We start from the raw sequence: 16287 nt of genomic DNA, 5'->3' as shown, positions 1-16287 counted from the left end.
TGTCACGTCCCGACCTGGCAGACGTCGCCCACCGACGACGTCACGCACCGCCGGCTGCCCGGGCAGTCGCGGTCCGTGGCGCAGGGCACCGTGCAGGCCCCGCTGACGCAGCGCCCGCTCAGCAGCCCCAGCTCGTGGCAGCTCGCGTCGTCGGTGCAGGGCGCGTCCATCCTGCGCAAGGCGTGGCAGCCCGCGAAGTTCGCGGCATCCGGCAGGCAGCGGTCGGACTGGCAGGTGAAGCCCGGCGCGCACTGCGTCGCGCGGTCGTCCCGCGTGTCCTGGGACGGGGGAGGGGCACCGGCGCCGGGGGTGCACCGGGCCACGCACGCCGCGTTCCCCTCGGGGAGCACCTCGCAGTGGGTGTCAGGGGCGCATTGCCAGTCGCCCGTGCAGGGGGCGCACAGGGGCCCGGAGCCCTCGCAGCGGTTGCCCCTGCAGGTCAGCCCCCCTGGGCAGTGCCCGTTGCCGAAGCACTCCAGGCACTTCTTGTTCGGCGCGCACACCAGGCCCTCCTCGCAGCCATGCTCCTGGCAGCCCTGCTCGAGCAGCGACGCGTCCACCTCCAGGTCGACCTTGAGCTCCTTCCGCTCTCCCGGACCCGCGCAAGCCTCGGTCTGGGTGCGCGGAAAGCCAATGGCCGTCACCGACACGGCGTAGCAGCCGTCCGGCAGCGGGCCCACGCGCAGCCGGCCCTGCGCATCCAGCAGGAGCCGCTGGAAGGGCGTGCCCTCCACGGAGACCTCCGTCGCAGGCAGCCGGAACCCGTTGGTCGTCTTCACCCGCAGGTCGAAGAAACCCGCGGGCGTGGGTTCCACCGGCCGCACCCGGACGGACTGGCCTCCCGGCACCTGCACCTGGACGCGCGCGGCCTTCTCCGAGGTGGCGACGATGAAGAGCTCGGCGGGCCCCGACGGGACGTCCCGCAGGGTGAAGTGCCCGTCAGCGTCGACGTGGCTGCTCACGCCGGGCTGCTCCACCAGCGACACCATGGCCACCGCGGGGTCGCTCTCCGTGAGCTGCCCATGAACGGTGCCCACGCGGAAGGGCGCGTTCTCCAGGTTCCCGCAGCCCGCCGCGACGCACGTCAGGAGGGTGGCGACCGCGATGTGAAACGTCGAGCGCATCAAAAGCGATATCCCGCGCCAGCCCAGCCACCCGTGAAACCCACGGCCTGCCCCTGCCCGTCCACCACGACATACGTCAACATGAGCTGGGCCTGCGACATCAGCTCCAGCCGCTCACCCACGCGCCACACGATGCCGCCCACCACGCCGGGGCTGACGGTGAAGAACCGTTGCCCCGTGGCGGCGGCCTCTACGTCAAAGGACCGCCTCAGGTACAGGCCGGCCACGCGGGGGCCCGCGAACACCGTCAGCCGCTCCCATCGCCACAGGTAGGGCAGGGCGGCGCCCGCGGCGAACGTGGTGTACCGGAAGGGCACCTCGCTCCCCGGTGTCAGGCGCAGGTGCCGTTGGCCGGTGCTGAAGGCCACGTCGAAGAGGAGGCCGAAATCCTCCAGCGGTTTGTCCTCCAGGCGCAGGGACAGCGCGACCTCCGGGGAGACGGGCAGCAGCTCGGCGCGGCTGCGCGCGTCCGCGAAGGAGAACATCCCCCCCAGCAGCGACAGCGAGCGCCGGGGGAAGGCCTGCGCCAGCAACCGCTCCAGGGGCAGCCGGTCTCCCTGGCCCACCTCCACGTCGCGGCGCATGAGGACGGCGTCACCCTTGGTCAGCTCCACCGTCCGTCTACCGGGGGGCACCGCCGCGCCGCCGGGCAGCTCCGTGCGCGCCTCGCCGTCCACCTTGAGCGTGAAGCCGTCCAGGCGCGGGTTGTAGGAGAACAGCTCCGGGCGGCCGCTCCGGGTGATGCTGCCGGAGAGCACCACCGGGTCCGCGCCCACTTCCAGGATTTCCGCTGACGGACGCTGGCGTCCCTCCGTGAAGGCGAAGGTGCGGCGGCGGGCGTGGTCGTGGGCCTCGGTGGCCGTGACGGCGCCGTCACCATTGCGGTCCGCCGCGCCGCTCAGGCCGTCGATGAGGAAGTGGGTGTAGATGTCGTTGCGCAGGCTCTCGTCCTCGCGCGCCGTCTCACCCCAGTCGCAGGCGGCGAACACCATGGACGCGCGCGACGACTCCTCCAGGGGCCGGGCGTAGAAGCCGGACTTGATGCCCTCCAGCTCCGCCTTCAGCTCCCTGGGCAGCAGGGACTTGCCGCTGCCGCTGTGACAGGTGGCCAGCACCAGCATGCGGCGCCGGCTGGCCAGCCCGTCGAACTCCGCCTTCAGCGCGTCCATGCCGAGCGCCGTCTGGGGGATGTTCCGGTACGACGCGTCGCGGGTGACCAGGTAGCGCCGCAGCTCGCCTTTCGCGTCGCGCGCCAGCGTGCCGTGCGCGGAGAAGTAGACGACCACCACGTCATCCGGCCGGTTGGCCTCCTGCTTGAGCTGCCGGAGCGCGGCGAGGATGGCCGTGCGCGTCGTCTCCTCGCGGCGGGTGAGCACGCGCACGTGGTCGAAATGGCCCCGCGCGGGATCGCTCAGGGCGGCGCCCAGGTCCCGCGCGTCCTTGCCGGTGTAGCGCAGCCCCCGCCAGCGCGGGTCGTCGAACGAGGAGATGCCCACCAGCAGGGCCATCCGGCGCGGCTTGTAGGCGCTGGACAGCGAGGCCTCATCGAGCGTGAGCGGCACCAGGCCGCCCTTCTCCCCGGAGGAGGGCGCGGCGCATGCGGCCAGGCATGCCAGGAGGATGGGAAGGAGTCGCCTCACGTGGAACCGTTCAAGGACGATTCTGGCCGCTTCTCACGCTCACGTCGAACCGGATGACCGCCAGTGCGCCTGGCGCGGTCTGGCCCTCCAACATTTCCCGCACCACGCGCGTGTCCGGCGGCGCGCCCTCGGCGCCCACCAGCCACAGCGTCACCGGGCCGGTTTCGCCCGTGAGGCTCACGCCCGCCAGCCCTTGTGGGCCTCGCAGGTCATGGGTGCCCGCGGTCAGCGGGAACTGGCCCAGCAGCTCCGGCGGCTCACCCTGGCGCTGCACGAAGAGCAGGGCGCTGCCCGCCTCGGTGGCGTGGTAGCGCAGCAGCAGCACGTCGGAGTCCTCCACCCGGCTGCCTGGATCCAGCCGTCGCAGCACCCCGTCGCTGGCGCGTGCCGCCACCGACAGCTCCAGGGCGATGTGCGCCACGCGCCCCTTCTCACCCGTCCATGGCCCGGGCGCGCCCGTCTGGGGGCCCGGGGCCTCCGCGCGCATGCGGGGCAGCAGCACCAGCGCCAGCACGCACGCGGCGAGCCCTCCGGCGACCAGGCCCCACCGCCGGGCCGCGGGTGGGTGGGTCCTCAGCGCGCGCCGCACCCGCGCCAGGCCCACTTCATCAAGGGGCGCCGCGGACGCCGCGGGCGGGGCGAGCCCCAGCAGCAGCGCGTCCACCTGTCCGTCGAGCAAGTCCGGGCCCGCGTGCGCGGCGAGGAACGCCTCGCAGGTGTCGCACGGGTGCGCCAGGTGCTCGGCGAAGTACGCCACGGCCTCCGGCTCGCGGCGGGAAAGGGCGCTCAGCGCGACGTCATCCAGGTGTCTCATGCGCACTCACTCCCACCGGCCGGCGAGGACTCGCCGCAACAGCTCGCGCTTGATTCGAGACCGGAACCGTTCCAGCCGCATCGTCACCGCGCTCTTTCCCACGCCCAGCTTCTCCGCGATCTCACGCGCGGACAGTTCACCCTCGATGTAGAAGAGCTGCACCGTCCGTTTCTCCTCGCCCTCGGGCAGCTCCGCGATGAGCCGCCGCACCACCTCGATGTCACGCTCCAACTGCAGGGCCTCGGGAATGTGGGGGACCGTCTCCGGTTCCGGGTCCGCCACGTCTCCCTCCAGCCGCCGGGTGTTCGACTTCCGCTCCAGCCGCGTCCGGGCCCGGTTGCGGGCAATGGACAGGAGCCAGGACTCGAAGGCCCCCGGCTCCTTCAGCCGCGGCAGCGCCCGGAAGGCCCGCACGAAGGTCTCCTGGATGACGTCCTCCACCTCGTCCGCGTCCAGTTGCGCGAAGCCTCCCACCAGCCGCGCCACCAGTGGACGCATGCGTCGGTAGAGCTCGCTGTAGGCAGACGCCTGCCCCAGCGAAGCCCGCCGCACCCAATCCGTCAGTCCCTCCGACGCACCCACCTGTCCTCCAGACCCTCGCGAACACCCGTCGGCCACAGGGCCGGTGCCTCCCCCCGACACCCTGGGAGCAGGCGGGCGGCCTTCTTCTCGCTGGCACCCGGGGGGGCGCTGGGGGGAAGAATGTCTCCGCGGCCGTTCATTTCAAGAAGGGACACTGCCATGCGCATCATCAACTTCAATGCCGGCCCGGCCGGCCTGCCTCTGCCCGCTCTCGAGCGCGCTCGGGACGAGCTGCTGGACTTCCAGGGCTCCGGGATGTCGGTGATGGAGCACAGCCACCGGGGCCGGGAATACGAAGGGGTCCATGACGAGGCCATCTCCCTGTTGACGGGCCTGCTCGGGATTCCGGAGACCCACCAGGTCCTCTTCCTCACGGGCGGCGCCTCCCAGCAGTTCGCCCAGGTGCCCATGAACTTCCTGCCGCCGGGGGGCAGCGCGGACTACCTCATGACGGGCGTGTGGAGCGAGAAGGCCTTCGATGAGGCGAAGTACTATGGCACGCCGCGCGTCGCGGTGAGCACGGCGCAGCCGGACAAGCGCTACACCCGGGTGCCCCGGCAGGACGAGCTGCGGCTGGACCCCGGCGCCGCGTACGTGCACCTCACCAGCAACAACACCATCTTCGGCACCCAGTGGCACACCTTCCCGGACGTGGGGGGCGTGCCGTTGGTGGCGGACATGAGCTCGGACTTCCTGTGGAAGCGCATGGACGTCAGCCGGTTCGGCCTCATCTACGCCGGCGCGCAGAAGAACCTGGGGCCCTCCGGCGTGACGCTGGTGGTGGCCGACAAGGCGTTCATCGCGCGGGGGCGCAAGGACATCCCCAAGATCTTCCGCTACGCCACGCACGCGGAGAACAACTCGCTCTACAACACGCCGCCCACCCTGGCCATCTACCTGGTGCGCAACGTCCTGGCCTGGGTGCGCTCCGTGGGCGGCCTGGCGCAGCTGGAGCAGTGGAATCAGGAGAAGGCGGCGCTGCTCTACGGCGCCATCGACCGGCACGCGGACTTCTACCGCGCGCCGGTGGAGCGCGAGTCCCGTTCAGTGATGAACGTCGTGTTCCACCTGCCCACCGAGGCGCTGGACGCGGCCTTCATCGCTGACGCACGGCAGCAGGGGATGGTGGGCCTCAAGGGGCACCGGACGGCCGGAGGAATCCGCGTTTCCATGTACAACGCGGTGAGCGTGGAGAATGTGCGCACACTGGTCTCCTTCATGGACCACTTCGTGAAGACACGCGGCTAGGCTGCGTCCAACCGCACGGATTACCCACACCCGGAGGATTCATGAAAGCCACGCTGACCGCCGTCGTGCTGTCCCTGATGTTCGCCGTTCCGGCCTTCGCCAAGGATGTCGCGGGGGTGAACTACCCGGAGACCGCGACTGTTGCTGGCAAGGAGCTCAAGCTCAACGGCGTGGGCCTGCGCAGCAAGTTCATGTTCAAGGTCTACACGGCCGGGCTCTACCTGGAGACGCCGTCCAAGGATGGCGCGGCCATCATCGGCTCGGACCAGATCAAGCGCGTGCGCATGTACATGCTGCGGGACCTGGACAAGAAGACCATCGTCGAGGCCATTGGCGACGGCTTCAAGAAGAACGCGGGCGCCAGGCTGGCGGAGCTCCAGCCCAAGCTGGACACCTTCAACGCGGCCATCCCGGACGTGAAGAAGGGCGACGAGCTCATCCTCACGTACATCCCCGGCAAGGGCACGCAGGTGTCCAGCAAGACGGGCAAGGAGATCTCCGTCGAGGGCAAGGACTTCTCCGACGCGCTGTTCTCCGTCTTCGTGGGCAAGAGCCCGGTGGATGGCAGCCTGCGGGACGGGATGCTCGGCAAGGACTGAGCGGACCTCCGCGCGCGTTTGAAGCGCTGCGGGCGCCCCGTGTCTCCGAGCGAGGCACGGGGCGTCGCCGTTTTCGAGGCCCTGAGGCAATGGGGCATGCGCCCGTGCGTAGGAATCAGGGACGGCCGGGCGCTGCGCGCCGGCGGGAGGTCTGATAGCAACCGGAGGGCAAGGAGGTCGTCATGGGAATCTGTACGTGGCTGGTGCTGGGTGGCATCGCGGGGTGGCTGGCCAGCATCATCAAGGGCACCAACGCCCGCATGGGCATGTTCGCCAACATCGCCACCGGCATCGTCGGGGCCATGATTGGTGGCTGGATTTTCAGCATGATGGGCGGCACCGGCGTGACGGGCTTCAACCTCTGGTCGCTGCTGGTGGCGACGGTGGGCTCCGTCATCCTCATCTCCGTCGTCCAAGCCATCCGGAAATGACGCCCGCCGCCCGCGGGCGCGCTCAGAAGAGGCTGAGCTGCGGCGTGGGCGGCGGCTCGCGCTCCGGACGCCGGAAGGTGTCCGGGGCGTCTTCGGTGATGTACGAGCCGCGGAGGCCCACCTTGCGCGCCGCCGTCTGGAAGAGGCGGTGGATGGTCTCCGCGTAGAGGCCGTCGCCGCGCATGCGGTGCTTGAAGCGGCTGTCGTTGAGCTCCCCGCCGCGCGTCTCGCGGATGCGGTGGAGCACCCGCTCCGCGCGCAGGGGCAGCTTCGCGCGCAGCCGCTCCGCGAAGACGTCCTTCACCGGGCCGGGCAGCCGCACCAGCGTGTGGTGCGCGCGGGTGGCGCCGGCCTCGCGCGCCGCGGCCAGCACCCGGTGGATGTCCTCGTCATTGAGGCCCGGGATGATGGGCGCCACGGAGACGGCCACGTCGATGCCCGCCTCGGTGAGCCGGCGGATGGTCAGCAGCCGGCGCATGGGGGACGCGGCATACGGCTCCATGGCCCGGGCCAGCTCCGCGTTGTGGAAGGGGAGGCTGATGCTGACCCACAGGCGCGCGTCCCGCGCCAGCCGCTGGAGGACGTCCAGGTCCCGCTCGATGAGCACGCCCTTGGTGATGATGCCCACCGGGTTGCGGTACGCCGCGCAGACCTCCAGACAGCCCCGCGTCAGGCGCAGAGAGGCCTCCAGCGGCTGGTAGCAGTCGGTGACGCCGCTGAAGACGACGGTTTCACCCTTCCAGGAGGGCTTCTCGAAGGCCTCGCGGAGCAGCTCCGGCGCCCGGGGCTTCACCACCAGCTTCGTTTCGAAGTCGGTGCCCGCCCCCAGGTCCAGGTACTGGTGCGTGGGCCGCGCGTAGCAGTACGCGCAGGCGTGGAGACAGCCGCGGTACGGGTTGACGCTCCAATTGAAGCCCACGTCCGGGCTGTCGTTGTGGGACAGCACCTGCCGGCTGTGGTCCTCGAAGACCTCCAGCTTGGACGGCGGGATTTCGTCCAGGTACTCCACCGCGGTGCTCGCCCACGGGTTGGGCGGATTGTCGATGGGGCGCGCCTTCATGGGCCTACCGTGGGCCTGAAAGCACGTTCAGTCAAGGGCCGAGCGGACGTGAAAAAGGGGAACCCCCTGCAGAGAGTTCCCCCAGGCCGCGCCATCCGGATGGCGGGCTACGGCGTCAGCGCGCTACCAGGTGCGGACGAAGATGACCTGGTTGCCGACGAGGTAGCCGTCGTTGTGCACGTAGAGGCGCGCGCCCGGCCAGGCGCAGTTCAGGCTGCTGGTGTACGTGGCCCGCGGCGAGACGCTGCCGGTGATGCTGTTGGAGCCGCAGTAGGCCGAGAACGGCACGCTGTCCGTGTAGGAATCGTTCTTGATGGAGAACGGCGTCACGCCAAACAGCCACGTCGAGAAGTCACGCGTCTGGCCCGCGTCAATCCACGCGGTCTCCTCGCGCTGCTGCACCTCGCCCGTCGGCTCCAACTGCATGGCCTGCTCTTCCTCCGGCGTGTACTCACCACCGCAACCCACGGCGGCCAGGGACAGCAGACCCATCACTCCCAACGTATTGAGCTTCTTCATGACTTCCCCCTCATTGCGAGTTGTCCCCGAATCGGGACCTGCGCTGTGTATTGGTGTTTTCACGTAGTGTAAATGGTGTGTTTTTGACACCCCGTGGGGCGGAAGTGATTCCGGGACTCTGTGACGCATCGCGCCTTTGCCTGTATGAGGCGCGTCATCAATGAAACGGCCCAGCGCCTCGGGGAGAGGCCTGGGCCGGCGGCGAGACGTCCCGGTCATCAGCGCCAAGGACAGACGGCGTGGAGGCCTGTCTCGTCACAATCACAGGACGTGTCTCCGGCTCGCCTCGTGAGGCTCACGTCCCGGCCGTGGCGGACCCTGGCCTGCGTGGCTGTCCATTCCGGCTCGTGGCCACCCGCGCCGTCCACTCGCGCTCCGTGGTCTCAGCTATCGCGCTGGCTCATCGGGGGGAATGACGGCGACGGCCGGGCCCAGCCCGCCGAGGACCGCCAGCGCGAAGCGCCGCTCGGGGGGCACGGCGCACTGGACGAGCGCGCCCGGATCGACCTCGAAGGAATGGCCGCCGGCCTTCCGCATCCGCTCCGCCACGGGCGTGCTGTGCCACCCGAGCGCGCGACTCCGCTGGCAGAGCGCCAGCACGGTGAGCGGTGGGGGCTCCCGCGCGGAGTCGGGCTCCCGGTCCAGCGCGGACGCAGCCAGGCTGCCCACCAGCCGCGCCTTCCCGGGCGCCCATTCGAGCGCGATGGCCTCCTCTCCCCGCGCGGGGGCATGGGCGGCTCCACCCACGGTGAGCTCCACGGCGGCGGGCCTGCTCGCCGCCGGAGCCCGGCGCGCGGCGTTCTCCGGGACATGCACACGCTGGACGGGCGTCGTCAGGTCGTCCAGCCAGAGGAAGACGCCGTAGTCCCCACCCTCCGCCGGCAGTCCCAGCAACACGGCCAGGTCGGCGTTGAAGTGCGTCGTCATGCTCATCTTCTGGGCCAGCGGAGACGCCGAGGCGACCGCCGCGTCCGGGTCCAACCGTCGCGCGCTCAGGGGCACGACGTCCGAGTCCACGGGCGCGCTCGCATACACCTGGCCGGTGGCCAGATGGATGGCGACGACGAGGATGGCGCCATCCAGGTAGCCGCCATACACCACCGCGTGTGGCATCCCCACCGTGCCAGTGCCGAAGAGCGCCACCGTGGCGCCCTGGTCGCCTCGCGCCGGCAGCCAGGTGAAGGCGAGGCCGGCCCTCCCCGCCGGGAGGGCTGGATGATGCGGCGTCTTGCCGTGACCGATGACTCCGTGAATCCGCAACACCGCTTCGTCCGTCATCTCGCCATTCCCTCCTGCGCTCCCCGAAGATTCGCTCGCCGTGCCGCGTTGTGATGACTGGAGCCCGGGCCCCACGGCTGCTCTGGAGGTCCTGTCCTGACACCCCGTCAGGACGAGCCCCGCGACGAGGGCCCACCCTGTCAGCCGGCCCCTCAGAAGGGATTGCCTCCCCAGACGGGTGGGTTGCTCAAATCCCTGGCACTCACCGCGTCCAGGCACGTCGCGCAGAACACGGTGTTGACGCTGGCGGTGTCGTACATGACGCATGAGTTTCCACCCGCTTTGCAATGGTTGCCATTCTTCAGATACCACTCGGGGTTGGCGCTCCCCGTCTGGTCGGGCAGGGTGGATGCGGCCAGCCCCAGGTAATGGCCAGCCTCGTGGAGCACGGTGTTCTCATCCGGTGAAGCGGGCGTCCGGAAGCGCATCCCCACGATGGTCGTGGGGCCGGCGGAGAGCCCGGAGAGCTCCGGGTTGTAGAACAGGGAGAACGTCAGGTTGAACGCCCCCGCTCCAAAGGCATCCAGGGCTGACAAATCCCACGCCAGATGGAAGTCCCGGCCGGCCGCGGTCATCGTCAAGGCGGCGGAGATGTCCGTGGCAGGGCCGAGCCCGGGGGTAATGGTGGCGGTGGCCGAGACGAACCAGTTGGGGTTCGTGAAGTCGAAGGCGACGTTTGGGAGCGGGAAGGCCGCGGGCGCCGGGTTCAGGTTGTTCCACGCCAGGGAGTGGAGCGTGCCCGTCGTGTCCGTGACCTTGATCATCGTGTGGTTGCCCGTCGACGGGCAGCCATTGAAGGTGAACTGGGGGAAGGCCTCCTTGTTGCCAAGAATCGTGTCAATCAGCGCGATGTTCATCGTCCGGGCCCCTGGGGCCCCCAGGACGCCGTCCGTCCACTGGGTGGCCATGGCGGCCGTAGGGAAGTGCCGATGATTGGGCGTCGCGACGCCGCCGTTCCGCGTCAGCTTCAACTGCGCAGGCTGGAAGCCGCCTTCCAGCACGAGGGGCGCTCACATCTTCAGGTCGAGCACCACCACCTTGCGCCGCCCTGGCCGGGGCTCGGCCATGTCCACGACGACGACGTCACCCGCGAAGCGGCGCTGGTCGCAGCGGAAGACCCACAGGTTCCGCTTCCGGCCGAGCAGCTCGCGCACGAAGGGCTTCTCATCACTCTTCAAGGTGTAGCGCTCGGAGAGGAGGGCGGCGGTCGCGGCCGGGCAGCCCACCTCCTTCGCGAGGAGCAGCGCCCACGGGTTCGCATGCCGGAGCAGGGACAGCGAGACGGGCAGGACGATGGGCGGTTCGCGGGGCATGCGTGGGTGGGCTCGACGGGTGATGCCGCTCGGCTCGGACACGCATCGGTGCATATCGAGCGGCGCTTTTCGGGATGGAGGTCGCATGGCACTCGTCGCGGCGCCGTCTGGTGAAACGGTTGCCCAATGGCATGCCTGCTTCGCGATGGGCGTGCTTGTGTTTGCGGCCCGGCCGGAGCCCCGTGCCTGCTTGGGAAGGGGCGGCGCTGCCGCCATCCCCCATGGGGCGCGCATGGGCCACGACTGGAGGAGGGCTCCCCTGGGCCGAGGCAGCCCCGTGGCCCGTCGATGATGTCCTGAGCCGAGAACCGGATTCCTCGCGGCGCTGCCTGTCGCAGTGAGCGAGTCACTTTCCGCGGAAGTGAGACGGGCTCGTTTTGCGGCGTGCGCCCAGCAGACCTGGAGGAACTGGGGCTATGCTGACGCATCATGATCTGCCAAGCCTGTGCGCGGCTCCGTGACGTGGCCTCGGAGGCCAGGTGTCACGAGTGCGGTGCCCCTCTCGTGCCCGTCACCGAGCCGCATCTCGACGCGCTCGTAAAGGAAAGTCTGCGGCGACACATCGACGGCTGGCAGGCGAGCGCCCTCATCGACGTCGACACCGCGGCCCGGCTCGCTGCGTCCCTGGCGCCCGAGGCGAACGGGCTTCACCCCGAGCCGCCCGTGGCCGGACTCCGCGTCGCGGGGGGCCTCGCCGAACCGGAGGCGGTGCCTCCCTTGGACGCGGCGACCCGGGCGGAGGCCTGGGCGGATGGGCTCGCGGCCTCGCTCCGCGACGGGGGAGGGTGGCGGCTGTGGGGCTGGGGCGCGGCGCTCGCGCGGTCGCTGGACGAAGCCGCGAAGGCGGAGCGTGAGCAGAAGGCGCGCAGGCGCCGGGTGGCCACGAATGACCGGGCGGCGGGCGAGGACGACCTGGGCGCGGCGCTGGACTCCGGTCAGGCGTTCTTCAGCCGGGATTCGTCGGGCCCGCTCGGTGGAGGGCTCGAGGCCGTCGTGGCGCTCGACGCCCGGCCGGAGGGCTCGCCGCGGTTCCAGGAGTTCATCTGGTGGTTCCTCGGCGCGGTGCTGGTGCTGGGGGGCTCGCTCATGGGCGTGCGCGAGGCCTGGCGCGCGCTGGGCGGGATTCCGCGCCAGCTCCTCGTCACGGGCGCGCTGTGGGGCTACCACGCGGCGTTCATCGGGCTCGGGGTGTTCCTGTCCCGGCGCTCCATGCCGGTCGGCCGCGTCCTCTCGGGCATCGGCCTCGCGTTGCTCCCCGTGGCCTTCATCGCGCTGTCCTCGCTGTTCGCGCTGTCAGCCGGGCTGGGCCTCGCTGTCGCGCTCGGAGTCGCCGCGCTGGGCCTGGTGCCGCTGAAGTCGGCGGGGCGGCTGTTGCATGGCACCCCCGCCTCGGCGCTGGCGGGGGCGCTGCTTCCCTCCCTGCTCGCGGGCCTGCCGCTGATGGCGCTGGAGGACGCGCCGTGGCCGCGCGCGCTCTGCGCCACGGTGGGCGTGGGGGCCCTGGGCGCCACGGTGTGGCGGGCACGCAAGGCGGTGTCGGGCAACGCGGTGCTGGTCAGCGCGAGCGCCGCGCTCTATGGCGCGCTGTGGCTCGCCGTCTTCTGCGTGGCGAGCGCGCCGTCGGGCTTCGACGCCCTGGAGCCGGGCAGCGCCCTGTTCGCGGGGCTCACGCTGTGGGCCCAGGCCCTGGCCACCGTCATCGCCGTGGCCGCGACGACAGACTCGGCGCGCGAGGCCCATCCCCGCGTCAGTCCGGTGCTGGAGACCGTGGCCTACGCCGTGCTCGCCAGCGCCGCGCTCGCGGGCGCGTTGGGGGCGTTCTCCGTCGCCCCGGGAGGTGACCTCCAGGTCGACTTCGCCTCGGCGTTGGCGCCGCTCCTCGCGGCGGGTGTCTTCTTCCTGCTGGAGCCACGGAGGCGGGCGCTGGTCCACCTCATGGTCCTGACGGCGCTCCTCGCCGGCGCCTTGCTCGCGCGGACGCAGGCGCCAGAAGCCCCCGCCTGGTGGGTGTTCGGCGGCACGGTGGCGGCTTCGGGGTTGATGCTCCTGGCGCGGTGGAGTGCCTTCCCGGGGCTGCGCATCCGCCTGCTCGCCTGGAGCATCGTCGGCTCGCTGGCGGCCATGCCCCTGGTGAGCCAGGTGGGAGGCGCGGATGCTCCGTGGGCGCCCGTGCTGACGGGACTGGTCATCGCCGGGGCCGCGCATGTCGCCGGCGGCTGGCGCTGGCGGGGCCTGCACTATCTGGGCGGCGTGGGGCTCCTCTTCGGCGCGCTCGCCTTCATCGAGGGGACGGCGGCGTTGGAGGGGAGCTGGGGCCGGCTGGCCGTCTTCGCGGTCGCGAGCGGGCTCTACGGGGTCGCGGGGCTCGTCCAAGGCGCCTGGGCCCGGCCCGCCTCCCGCGGGGATGGGCTGCTGCCGCTGGATGACCTCTCGCTGGCGCTGGCCGGGGCGGGCGTCCTGCTGGCCGTGGAGGCCTCCCCCATGGCGCCGGACCTGCTCCTGGCCGCTTCGGGCCTTCCAGGCGGCGTGCTCGCCGCGCTTCCCACGGCCGGAGTCACGGCGTTGCTCCTGCTGCGTGTCCGGCGGGATGGAAGCAGGCTCGTCGGCTTCCTCGCGGCCTCGGGGCTCGCGCTCGCGGTGGCGCAGGCGCTGGGCACCGTCTCTGACTTCACGTCCCCGCGCGCCGCCCTGGTCGCCGCGTCCCTGGCGCTGGGCTTCGCTGTCTTCGCGGCGCTGCGCGGCCGCCCGCTCGCTCCGCCTGAGGTCACGGAGCCTCCGGCCGGACATGAGGGACGAAAGCTGTTCGACCTCTTCCGGCTGCCGCTCGGCGCACGGGGGATGTCGCTGTTCACGGATGGCTTCGCCACGGTGGCGCTGCTGCAGACCCTCATCGCCGCGCTCACGCTCGCCGGCTGGCTGGCCCGGCCCACGGACGCGGAGCGCGCCACGTGCCTGCTCGCGGCCGGGTTGCTCCTCCTGACCGCGCTGGTGGCCTTCGTGTCGCGCGGCTTCGCGGCCTGGCACCTGCGGGGCTCGGTGGTGACGCTCGCGTCGCTGGGCGGGCTCATCGCGCTCACCGCCCTGGTCAACCGCGCGGGCCGGCCGCTGCCGCCGGACGTCGTCGCCCTCCGGCAGCCGCTGGTTGGCATCGCGCTTTGGGCCGTCGCGCTGGCGACCCGGCGCTTCGGGCCCTGGGTCGCCGAGCGCCTGGAGAATCCCCGGCACGGCAAGCACTATCATTGGGTCCCCCATCTGGGCGTGGCGGTCCTGGCGGGCGTGCTCCTCAAGGGCGCGGTCCTCGTCGGACTGCCCAGGCCTTCCCGCGCGCTGGCCATCATCCCGCCGCTGATGTTGCTGGGCCCCTCGGTGCTGATGCTGCTGCTCGCCGTGTCCGCGCGCTCGGTGCGGCTCGCGAGCGTCGGGCTCTGGCTCGGCCTGCCCGGCGCGGCGCTCTGGGCCGCCAGGCAGTCGCTGCTCGGGCCCCGGCTCGTGACTCCCAGGGTTCCCGGTGACGGGTGGGTGCGCGTCGGCGCGGAGTCCATCCACTGGCTCCATCCGGACGCGTGGCTCGCGCCGGGGGACACCGTGTTCCTGCTGTGGCAGCGGGCCTTCGCGGGCATCGCCGCCGCCGGGCTCGTCTACGCCCTGGCTTCCGTCCGCGGGTTGCCCGAGCGCTTCCAGTCCCTCCTGCGTCATCACGCCGTCATCAGCGTGGGGGTGGTCTTCCTCGCGGCCCTGTTCCAGCCGGGGCTCACGGCGGCCGGCCTCGTCTGCGTCACCGGCGTGGTGCTCTTCCTTGGCGGCGCCAGGGCGCAGGGGCGTGGCGTCCTGGGCGCGAGCATCCTCCTGCTGGTCCACGCCCTGGCCCACCGCGCGGCCCGCTTCGAGGCCTGGCCCGGCCCGCTGCTCGCGTTGGTGGGGCTGGCGGTGGTGGCCGTGGGGCCGCGGGTCGTCCGACGCAGGGGCCTGCCCGAGAGCGCCGCGCGCGTTCGCATCCAACAGGCCATGGTCCTCTACTTGCTGGCTGGGGCCGCGTATGCGCTGGCGACGAACGGCACGCCGTCGTCGACGCTCGCCGCCCTCAACCTCCTGGCGGAGCTGATGTCGAGCCTGGGCGGGAGCTGGATGGTGTCACCCGCGCTGCCGGTGACGCTGGCGCTCATCGCCACGTCGCTGCTCGTGGCCGCGGCCCAGTGGAAGGGCACGCTCGCCTCGCTCGTCGCGGCGCTGGGGGCCTGGGTGGTGGGCGGCACCTTCGTGGCCTCGCTCATGGCCTTCCTCGCGATGCGCGCGAGCCTCACCGGCCCGTGGCCGCGATATGGCGCGCTCTTCGGCGTCCACGGCGCGGCCCTGGCCCTGGCGGCGTCCGCGGGCGTGCTGGCCCTGCATGTCGCCCAGCAGTGGACGCGCGGGCGGCGGCCGGACGTCGCCGGTGGCCTGTCCTGGGGCCGCGACGCGTGGCTCGTGGCGAGCGGGGGGCTGCTGGCGGCGCTGGCCACGGCGGGCCAGGCCTCGGAGGAGGCGCTGGTGCAGGCCATCGCCGCCATCGGCCTCCTGGTCGGTGTGGCGCTGCACTGCGCCTGGAGCCAACACACGGGCCGGCACGTCTACTTCGTGCAGACCGCGGTGGTGGGGGTCTACGCCCTGGTGCGCAACCTGTACGCACCCGGGTTGCGCGCCGAGCACGACGCCTTGTTCGCGCTGGCCCTGGGCTTCACCCTGGTGGGGGTGACGGTGCTGGCCCGCCGGGCGGGTGTACAGCCCGTGGAGGCGGCCACCCGGCGCTTCGCGGCGCTGCTGCCCCTGGGCATGGCGCTGGTGTTGCCCGGCGAGGCGACGCAGGAGGCGGCGCTGCTGGCGGGGGGCTCCGCGCTCCTGTACGCGACGCTGGGCGCGGTGGAGCGCAGCCGGGTGTTTGGCGCGTTCGCCGCGGCGGCGTGCAACTTCGCGTTGCTCATCGCGGCGCTGGCGCTCGGCCTGGAGGGCCTGGAAATCTACCTGGCGCCCCTGGGCCTGCTCTTGCTGATGCTGGGGCAGCTCTTCTCGGAGAGCCTGCCGCACGCCGCTCGCAACACGGTGCGAATCCTCGGAGGGCTGCTGCTGTACGTGCCCGCGGCGGCGCGCATGGCTGTCCAGGTGGGCCAGTCTCCTGACGGAATGTATGCACTTGTCTTTGGTGGGGTGTGTCTATTGGGGGTCGTGGCGGGCATGGTGTTCCAGATTCGCGCATACCTGGCGCTGGGCACCCTGTTCCTCACCCTGGACGTCGCGGCCACCCTGCTCGATGCCGGCTTGAGGGACCACCGTGTCGGCTTCCTGGTGATGACGCTCACCGGACTCACGCTCATTGGCGGGCGCGTCCTGACGACGTTGAAGCGTCGGGAGTGGGAGTTGCTCGTGCAACGGGTCCGCGTCCAGCTTCGTGGCTGGGATTGAGCGGCCACGCCGCCGTCGTCTCTCCAGTTTCGAGAGCCGAGAAGCCTGTTTCGAGAGACGGCCGGGGACTCCGCCTTCGTGTCCAGGGTGGGTGTCTCCTGTCTTTCGTCACGGTGAACCCTGGCGAAAAACCTGTCCAGTGCCACACGTGATTCGGAATCAGCGTGCGTGTGATTGAAGCTGAAGCGGGAGCTCGTGCGTCCATTGTTGCGGCGGCTATCCTGTGTGGCTGTCCTGCGCGCC

13 protein-coding genes are annotated in these 16287 nt (G+C 71.3%); 4 read left to right on the top strand and 9 right to left on the bottom strand.

Going from position 1 to position 16287, the window contains the following annotated elements; all coding sequences use genetic code 11:
- Nucleotides 1–2: 2 nt before the first annotated feature.
- Genes MYMAC_RS24360 through MYMAC_RS24345 form a run of 4 tightly spaced genes read right to left on the bottom strand, consistent with a single transcriptional unit; the run spans nucleotide 3 to nucleotide 4160 of the window.
- Complete coding sequence (locus MYMAC_RS24360) at nucleotides 3–1124, bottom strand: carboxypeptidase-like regulatory domain-containing protein (protein ID WP_095959826.1); 1122 nt, start codon at nucleotides 1122–1124, stop codon at nucleotides 3–5.
- Nucleotides 1124–2764, bottom strand: a complete 1641-nt coding sequence (locus MYMAC_RS24355; RefSeq protein WP_095959825.1) for a caspase family protein — start codon at nucleotides 2762–2764, stop codon at nucleotides 1124–1126. Before MYMAC_RS24355 ends, MYMAC_RS24360 begins: the two co-directional genes overlap by 1 nt.
- Before the next feature lie 10 nt (nucleotides 2765–2774).
- Nucleotides 2775–3578 (bottom strand): hypothetical protein, encoded by an 804-nt coding sequence (locus MYMAC_RS24350; RefSeq protein ID WP_204816933.1) that lies wholly within the window; start codon nucleotides 3576–3578, stop codon nucleotides 2775–2777.
- Nucleotides 3579–3584: 6 nt separating this feature from the next.
- The gene (locus MYMAC_RS24345) at nucleotides 3585–4160 is read right to left on the bottom strand and encodes an RNA polymerase sigma factor (protein ID WP_013941502.1); all 576 of its coding nucleotides are present in this window, start codon (nucleotides 4158–4160) and stop codon (nucleotides 3585–3587) included.
- A gap of 159 nt (nucleotides 4161–4319) precedes the next feature.
- Between MYMAC_RS24345 and serC the strand changes: the two genes are divergently transcribed.
- The 3 genes from serC to MYMAC_RS24330 all read left to right on the top strand — a co-directional run bounded on the left by serC (nucleotide 4320) and on the right by MYMAC_RS24330 (nucleotide 6438).
- Nucleotides 4320–5408 (top strand): 3-phosphoserine/phosphohydroxythreonine transaminase, encoded by a 1089-nt coding sequence (serC, locus tag MYMAC_RS24340; protein WP_095959823.1) that lies wholly within the window; start codon nucleotides 4320–4322, stop codon nucleotides 5406–5408.
- 41 nt (nucleotides 5409–5449) lie between these two features.
- The gene (locus tag MYMAC_RS24335; protein ID WP_013941500.1) at nucleotides 5450–6007 is read left to right on the top strand and encodes a chalcone isomerase family protein; all 558 of its coding nucleotides are present in this window, start codon (nucleotides 5450–5452) and stop codon (nucleotides 6005–6007) included.
- Between the two features lie 182 nt (nucleotides 6008–6189).
- Nucleotides 6190–6438 carry a GlsB/YeaQ/YmgE family stress response membrane protein gene (locus MYMAC_RS24330; protein ID WP_013941499.1) on the top strand — a complete coding sequence of 83 codons (249 nt, stop codon included), beginning with the start codon at nucleotides 6190–6192 and terminating at the stop codon, nucleotides 6436–6438.
- Nucleotides 6439–6460: 22 nt separating this feature from the next.
- Here the strand turns inward: MYMAC_RS24330 and MYMAC_RS24325 are convergent, their stop codons facing one another.
- The 5 genes from MYMAC_RS24325 to MYMAC_RS24305 all read right to left on the bottom strand — a co-directional run bounded on the left by MYMAC_RS24325 (nucleotide 6461) and on the right by MYMAC_RS24305 (nucleotide 10608).
- On the bottom strand, nucleotides 6461–7498 hold the full coding sequence (locus MYMAC_RS24325) for a PA0069 family radical SAM protein (RefSeq protein WP_095959822.1): 1038 nt from the start codon (nucleotides 7496–7498) through the stop codon (nucleotides 6461–6463).
- 123 nt (nucleotides 7499–7621) lie between these two features.
- The gene (locus tag MYMAC_RS24320; protein WP_095959821.1) at nucleotides 7622–8017 is read right to left on the bottom strand and encodes a hypothetical protein; all 396 of its coding nucleotides are present in this window, start codon (nucleotides 8015–8017) and stop codon (nucleotides 7622–7624) included.
- Nucleotides 8018–8404: 387 nt separating this feature from the next.
- Nucleotides 8405–9295: a hypothetical protein gene (locus MYMAC_RS24315; protein WP_095959820.1), complete on the bottom strand. Its 891-nt coding sequence runs from the start codon at nucleotides 9293–9295 to the stop codon at nucleotides 8405–8407.
- 152 nt (nucleotides 9296–9447) lie between these two features.
- Entirely contained in the window at nucleotides 9448–10296 is an 849-nt protein-coding gene (locus MYMAC_RS24310) for a zinc metalloprotease (RefSeq protein WP_095959819.1), read from the bottom strand.
- A gap of 9 nt (nucleotides 10297–10305) precedes the next feature.
- Entirely contained in the window at nucleotides 10306–10608 is a 303-nt protein-coding gene (locus MYMAC_RS24305; protein ID WP_239988983.1) for a hypothetical protein, read from the bottom strand.
- Nucleotides 10609–11112: 504 nt separating this feature from the next.
- Here MYMAC_RS24305 and MYMAC_RS24300 point away from each other — a divergent pair.
- The gene (locus tag MYMAC_RS24300; protein ID WP_239988982.1) at nucleotides 11113–16044 is read left to right on the top strand and encodes a hypothetical protein; all 4932 of its coding nucleotides are present in this window, start codon (nucleotides 11113–11115) and stop codon (nucleotides 16042–16044) included.
- The last annotated feature ends 243 nt before the right edge of the window (nucleotides 16045–16287 follow it).

Source organism: Corallococcus macrosporus DSM 14697 (assembly GCF_002305895.1).
GTDB classification, from domain to species: Bacteria; Myxococcota; Myxococcia; order Myxococcales; family Myxococcaceae; genus Myxococcus; species Myxococcus macrosporus.
Note: the sequence above shows the minus strand (reverse complement) of the source record. Positions and strands in the feature narration are given on the sequence as shown.